Source organism: Oerskovia sp. NPDC056781 (genome assembly GCF_042789955.1).
GTDB lineage: Bacteria > Actinomycetota > Actinomycetes > Actinomycetales > Cellulomonadaceae > Oerskovia > Oerskovia rustica.
In genome coordinates, this window is sequence record NZ_JBHUAD010000217.1 from 1 (window position 1) to 6,626 (window position 6,626).

The window sequence follows — 6,626 nt, forward strand, 5'->3', positions numbered from 1 at the left end:
CTCCTCGCGTGCGCCGGGCGGTCGCGTCAGCGACGTTCCTCGCGCTGCTTCGCCTCGACGGACAGGTTCGCCCGCGGGTAGGCCTGCAGACGCGCCTTGCCGATCGGGAGCCCGGTCGCCTCGCACGTCGCGTAGGTCCCGGCCGCGATGCGGTCGAGCGCGTGCTTGGTCTGCTCGAGCAGGTCCCTCATGTTGTTGACGAGGGTGAGCTCCTGCTCGCGTTCGAGCGCGCTGGACCCGGAGTCCGCCTGGTCGTCGCCCGCACCGTCCCCCGAGTTGCGCAGGAGCTCCGAGAGCTCCTGGTCGGCCTCGGTCAGCTCTCGCTCGAGTCGCTCGCGCTCCTCCAGCAGGGTCGCTGCCTGCTCCTCCGCCTCCTTCAGCGTCCACGGCTCCTCGCCGTCACGCACGGGGAAGGACTTGACGTCGCGAGCTAGGTTCGGGAACTGCTGTCGTACGACCGCGCGCGTCGCGGTGCTGAGCTTGGTCATGTCGCCCCTCCGGTTCGAGTTGCGGTGAGAGTAGACGCCGCCTGCCGGTACGCACAACGCACCACGCCGGATGGACCGGTGTGGTGCGTCGTCACGGACCGACCGGCGGCGAACCCTGTGGTCCGCACGCCTGGTGTGATCGTCTGCCAGGTGGCAGGTGGACTAGATGCCCGCGCTGAGGTCGCTCGAGCGCCCCGCGCCGGAACCGCTGCGGGGCGGGAGAGCGCTGCCGCGGTTGTCGAGGTCCCCCATGAGGTTCTGCAGGTAGCTCTTGAGGCGCGTGCGGTAGTCCCGCTCGAAGAGACGGAGCTCGTCGATCTTGCGCTCGAGGAGCGAACGCTCCTGCTCGAGCTGGGAGAGCGTGCGGTGCGAGGTCTCCTCGGCCTCCTGCACGATCCGGGTCCCCTCCTCCTTCGCTTCCGCGATGAGGCGGTCGCCCTCCTGCTGGCCCGAGCGCACGTAGTCGTCGTGCAGCTTCTGTGCGAGCTGGAGCATGCCGGTGGCGGACTCCGGCTCGGCCGTCGGCTTGCCCAGGGCGGGCGCGACGCTGGCCACGACGGGTGCGGGCTCCGGCGCGGACGGGGTCTCGACCACGGCCGGCTTGGACGGCGCCGAGGCGTCGGCCCGGCTCAGCTCGGCGACGCGTCGCTCCGCTGCGGCCAGCTTGGTCTTGAGGTCGTCGTTCTCCTCCTGCACGGAGTTGAGCGTCCTCACCACCTCGTCCAGGAAGTCATCGACCTCTTCGACGTCGTATCCCTCGCGGAACTTCGTCGCGGAGAACTTCTTGTTCAGGATGTCCTCTGCTGTCAGCAGTGCCATCGTCTCACCTCAATGCGTTTGCGCCGTCAGTCCGGGCGATCTCGAGATCGCCACAGTCCAAAGTAGCGGAGATTGTCAGCGGAGGCGGCCTCCGACCGGGGACCCTTGAAGGGCCACCGGTCACGAGATCGCCGGGTTGTCAGGATTTCTACACGTTTAGATCGAGCCGAGGATCTGTGCAGCGAACGACACTGCGAGGAAGAGCACGATGAAGCCGAGGTCGATCCGCACCTGACCGAGGGTCAGGGGCGGGATGACCTTGCGCAGCGCTCGCAGCGGCGGGTCGGTCAGGGTGTAGATGGCCTCCGCCAGCACGAGCATGACACCGCGCGGGCGCCAGTCCCGGGCGAAGACCTGCACCCAGTCGAAGACCACCCGTCCGATGAGCACCACGAGGTAGAGGCCGAGGACGAATGCCAGCAGATCGAAGACGAAATTCACAGGGTCAACTGTGCCAGAGTCCGCGGTCAGCTCTGGTTGAAGAAGCCGGCCCGGCTCACCGGAGGCTCGGGAGCCTGCTCCTCACCGGTGATCTCGACGTGCTCGGGAGAGAGCAGGAAGACCTTGTTGGTGACTCGTTCGATGGCTCCGTGCAGCCCGAAGATGAGGCCTGCGGAGAAGTCGACGAGCCGCTTGGCGTCCGCGTCGTCCATGTCGGAGAGGTTCATGATGACGGGGGTGCCGCCACGGAACGCCTCCCCGATGACGCGGGCGTCGTTGTAGGAGCGCGGGTGCACGGTGGTGATCCGGCGGAGCTCGGCTGCTGACATGCTCGTCTGGGGTACCTCTCGTGGGGCGACCGTCCGGTGCAGCGGGGTCACCTGAGCCTGGTAGTCGGTCGGCACGTCGGCCCCCAAGTCGTCGTACTCGTCGATGAACTCTTCCTGGTCGCCCTCGCCTCGATCATCAGCGAGGCCCAGGTAAAGCATGGTCTTGCGAAGTGCTCCGGCCATCGCCCTCTCTCCGTCCTCATGTCGACTGCTGGTTCCGTGCTTTGCACGCTAACCCAGCCCCGGACACGCGCGTGATGCGACACGCCCAGGAACGGACAACGGGCCGGGGGGTGAGAAACGGCACGCCGAGAACCTGCGTCCGGTCACTCGAGGGCTATGACGCCCGCGAACCGCCCCGTCGTGGTGCCGCCGCGGGTCGCGAGACGGTGGGAGTAGAAGCGCTCGTCCTCGAGGGTGCAGATCCCGGTCTCCACGACGGTGCGCACGCCGGCGGCGTGCAGCTCCGCGACGACGCCTGCGGGCAGGTCGAGCGCCGGGGTCCCCCAGCTCGTGGTCGAGGACGTGCCGGGACGGACCGCGGCGACCTCGTCGCGCATCTGCTCGGGCACCTCGTAGCAGCGCCCGCAGGCAGCGGGCCCGACGACGGCGCGCACCCGGTCCACGCGTGCGCCCTGGCCGACGAGCGCCTCGAGCGCCGCGCCGACGACCCCGTCGAGCAGGCCCTGGCGGCCCGCGTGCGCGACCCCGACGACCCGGGCGTCCGGGTCCGCGAGCAGGACCGGGACGCAGTCCGCGACCAGGACGCCGAGGCCGAGCCCGGGCTCGGCAGTCACGAGGGCGTCCTGCTCGCCGCACGTGGCGGCCCCCAGTCCCGCCTCGACCCGCGCCAGCCGGTCGGCCGCCGAGAGCACGCGGACCTCGGCGCCGTGCACCTGGGTGCCGAAGACCAGCGGAGCGCCGAGCCACCGGCCGACCGCGTCGCGGTGGGCGAGGACGCGCTCGGCGTCGTCATCCACCCCCAGCCCGAGGTTGAGCCCGGACCAGGGTGCGGGCGAGGACCCACCGGCACGGCCCGTGAACGCAGCACGCACCCCCGGCCCGAGGTCGACCTCGAGAACCGGGGGTGCGGGGAGTGCAGGATCGAGCACTGGCTACTTCAGGAAGTCGGGGACGTCGAGGTCCTCGACCTTGCGCCGGACGGGCTCCTCGTCGTACAGGCGGGGAACCTCGACCTGGGCGGACCGCTCGGCCGCCGACTGCTCGGCGTTGACGTTCTCCTCGGTCGGGACGACGCTGAACGTCGGGATCGGCGCATAGCCGGCCGAGACCGTCGCCGCACCGCCCCCGAAGGTCACCGGGACGTCGTCGGGCTCCGAGGCGATCGGCACCACCGGGCGCGGGAGCGTGTGGCTGCCCGTGGCCGTCGGAACGGGCGCGGGCAGCGGTGCCGGTGCGGGCGGAGCCGCGGGGGTGCCGGCGACCTGGCCCAGCGCGCGGGCGTCCTTGCGGATCTGGGGCGTGCCGCCGTCGAACCCGGCCGCGATGACCGTCACGCGGACCTCGTCGCCCAGAGCGTCGTCGATCACCGCACCGAAGATGATGTTCGCCTCGGTGTGCGCCGCCTCGTGGACGAGTCGTGCGGCCTCGTTGATCTCGAAGAGCCCGAGGTCCGAGCCGCCCTGGATCGACAGCAGGACTCCGTGCGCGCCGTCGATGCTCGCCTCGAGCAGCGGGGAGGAGATCGCGAGCTCGGCGGCCTGGACGGCCCGGTCCTCGCCCCGTGCGGACCCGATGCCCATGAGAGCGCTGCCCGCCCCCTGCATGACCGACTTCACGTCGGCGAAGTCGAGGTTGATCAGGCCCGGGGTCGTGATGAGGTCCGTGATGCCCTGGACGCCCGAGAGCAGGACCTGGTCTGCCGAGTGGAACGCGTCGAGCGCCGAGACGTTGCGGTCCGACATCGACAGGAGCCGGTCGTTGGGGATGACGATGAGGGTGTCGACCTCGTTGCGCAGGGCCTCGATCCCCTGGTCCGCCTGGACGGACCGGCGACGACCCTCGAACGTGAAGGGTCGCGTGACGACACCGACGGTCAGGGCGCCGAGCGAGCGGGCGATCCGTGCGACGACGGGCGCTCCACCGGTCCCGGTGCCACCGCCCTCACCCGCCGTGACGAAGACCATGTCGGCGCCCCGCAGGACGTCCTCGATCTCCTCGGCGTGGTCCTCGGCCGCCTTCTTGCCCACCTCCGGGTCTGCACCCGCCCCGAGGCCGCGCGTGAGCTCGCGCCCGACGTCGAGCTTGACGTCCGCGTCGGACATCAGCAGCGCCTGCGCGTCGGTGTTGATGGCGATGAACTCGACGCCCTTGAGACCGACCTCGATCATCCGGTTGACGGCGTTCACGCCACCACCGCCGATGCCGACCACCTTGATCACTGCTAGGTAGTTCTGCGGAGTTGCCACGTCAATGCCTCTCGATCCTGTAGCCCTCAACCTTCACCCTCAACTAGAGGGTTATAGTTATGTCAGGTTGTGCTGTGTCGACGGTAGGTGCCCGTCCCTGCCGTATCAACGACCCGCCCGCGCGTGTCGGCGAAAACCTGCGCCATGGTCCATGTCACACCGTCCCCGGCCGCTCACCGGCTGATCGGCATCGTGGGGGCCGACACGTCGAAGAGCGTGACCCCCTGGTTCTCCGGCAACGCCCGCAGCGCCTGGAGCACCCGGACCTTGAGCGCCGCATCCTCCTCGTTGCCCCACTCGACGACCGCGCCGTCGCGCAGCGTCATGGTGACCGCGTCCTGCGTCGGAGCCGTGACCTCGGCGACCTCGGCGCGCAGCTCGGAAGGGAGCGCGTTGAGCACGATACGAGCCGCACGCAACGACCGCGCACCCTGCTCGTCGAGCGTCACACCGATCTCCGGCAGGCCCTCCGGCACCGCGTCGACCGTCCCGACCTGGACCCCGTCGCGGTCCAGCAGGGCGAAGGCGCCCTCGTGAGGGACGGCCGCCACGGGCTCCCTCGACTCGAGGGTCACGCTCAGCCCGTCGGGCCAGACCCGCAGGATGCGCACGTCGCGCACACCGTTGAGGTCGAGGATCGCATCCCGCAGACCGATCGTGTCCACCCGGGGCAACGGGACGTCCGAGACCTGCGACACGACCTGCTCGACCTGGGCGACGTCGATCACCGTCCCCTCCCCCGAGATCTCGACCTTGGCCGGATCCGTCCCGAGCAGCGGCGAGAAGAGCACGACCCACACCCCGCCCGCGACCGCGAGCACCGCCGCGGCCCACCCCAGCACCCGGTTCCTGAGCCGGTGCCGACGCATCGCGGCCTTCTCGGCCAGACGGTCCGCCATCCCGGTCGAGACGACCCGGTCGACCGGTCGGCTCCCCTGCCCGCCGACCGCCCCGACGAAGGGGACGGGGGCCGACGCCGGACGCTCCCGGCCCCGGGCCCGTCCCGAGGGTTCGGCGCGTGCGAGCTCGCTGCCGCGGAGCACGAGCGGCTGCGTCGCGACGTCGTCGTCCGTCCCCAGCGTGCCCGCGGAGCGACGGGTGCCCGAGGCCCCGCCGGTCGTCCCCACGTCGTCCCGGCCCTGTGCCCCGGTCGCCTCGACGGGCAGTGCGGGTCCGCCCGGGCCGCGGTCAGCGAGAGGCCCTGCCGGCTGCGTCTGCCGAGGTTGCGCAGGACGCGAGGCCGGGCGAGGCGCGGCGGGCCGGGGACGGGACGGCGGACGCATCAGTCGTCGTCCTCCCCCGCGGGCGCGGCGGACCCCTGCCCCGAGAGCGCGTCGAGGACCACCGCACCGAGCTCGGTCACGTCCCCCGCACCCACCGTGAGCAGCAGGTCGCCGGGACGCGCCGAGGCAGCGATCGCGCGAGCCGCCTCGAACCGGTCCTCGACGCCCCGGGCCGACCCATCGGCCATGAGGTCGGTGATGGTCCACGAGCCCGTGCTCGGGTCGGGGTCCTCCCGTGCCGCGTACACGCCCGTGACGACGACCTCGTCGGCGAGGGACAGCGCGTCGGCGAACTCCCGTGCGAAGGTCCGCGTGCGGGAGAACAGGTGCGGCTGGAAGAGCACGAGCACCCGGCCACCGGCCGCCACGGGCCGCGCCGCGGCCAGGAGCGCCGCGACCTCCGTGGGGTGGTGCGCATAGTCGTCGACCACCCGCACACCACCGGCCTCACCGCGCGCCTCGAAGCGTCGACCGGTCCCCAGGAACTCGCCGACGCCCGACACCGCCTGCTCGGCGCCCACGCCCAGCAGGATCGCGGTCGCGACCGCCGCGGCGGCGTTGAGCGCGTTGTGCGCACCGGGCACCTGCAGGCGCAGGTCGAGGCTCGGGCTCGCGCCCCCGTCGGGCGCACCGGCGAGCGGCCGGGCGACCCCGCCCCCTGCGTCACCGGCGACGGTGAGCCGCGCGGCCACCCCCGCGGCGCCGTCGGGCCGGACGTCCGACAGCCGCACGTCGCTGCCCGGCGACGTGCCGTACGTGACGACCCGACCGCCTGCCGTACGGTGCGCGTCGGCCAGGGCTCGGGCGCCCGGGTCGTCCACGCACGCGACGAGGAAC

At 71.8% G+C, this 6,626-nt stretch carries 8 protein-coding genes; all 8 read right to left on the reverse strand.

Going from position 1 to position 6,626, the window contains the following annotated elements; all coding sequences use genetic code 11:
• Positions 1–26: 26 nt before the first annotated feature.
• The gene (locus ACFRCR_RS15405) at positions 27–488 is read right to left on the reverse strand and encodes a TraR/DksA C4-type zinc finger protein (RefSeq protein WP_138824718.1); all 462 of its coding nucleotides are present in this window, start codon (positions 486–488) and stop codon (positions 27–29) included.
• A 162-nt stretch (positions 489–650) separates the two neighbouring features.
• Positions 651–1,307, reverse strand: coding sequence for a DivIVA domain-containing protein (locus ACFRCR_RS15410; RefSeq protein ID WP_138824719.1), 657 nt, complete (start codon positions 1,305–1,307; stop codon positions 651–653).
• Positions 1,308–1,463: 156 nt separating this feature from the next.
• Positions 1,464–1,748 (reverse strand): YggT family protein, encoded by a 285-nt coding sequence (locus ACFRCR_RS15415; RefSeq protein ID WP_191795669.1) that lies wholly within the window; start codon positions 1,746–1,748, stop codon positions 1,464–1,466.
• A 26-nt stretch (positions 1,749–1,774) separates the two neighbouring features.
• Positions 1,775–2,260: a cell division protein SepF gene (locus tag ACFRCR_RS15420; protein WP_030150500.1), complete on the reverse strand. Its 486-nt coding sequence runs from the start codon at positions 2,258–2,260 to the stop codon at positions 1,775–1,777.
• Between the two features lie 143 nt (positions 2,261–2,403).
• Positions 2,404–3,189: a polyphenol oxidase family protein gene (locus ACFRCR_RS15425; RefSeq protein WP_377678739.1), complete on the reverse strand. Its 786-nt coding sequence runs from the start codon at positions 3,187–3,189 to the stop codon at positions 2,404–2,406.
• Positions 3,190–3,192: 3 nt separating this feature from the next.
• Positions 3,193–4,506, reverse strand: a complete 1,314-nt coding sequence (gene ftsZ / locus ACFRCR_RS15430) for a cell division protein FtsZ (RefSeq protein WP_377678741.1) — start codon at positions 4,504–4,506, stop codon at positions 3,193–3,195.
• Between the two features lie 173 nt (positions 4,507–4,679).
• Positions 4,680–5,633 carry a cell division protein FtsQ/DivIB gene (locus ACFRCR_RS15435; protein WP_377678743.1) on the reverse strand — a complete coding sequence of 318 codons (954 nt, stop codon included), beginning with the start codon at positions 5,631–5,633 and terminating at the stop codon, positions 4,680–4,682.
• 155 nt (positions 5,634–5,788) lie between these two features.
• Positions 5,789–6,626, reverse strand: an 838-nt coding sequence (locus ACFRCR_RS15440; protein WP_377678744.1) for a glutamate ligase domain-containing protein, incomplete at its 5' end; no start/stop codon positions are given.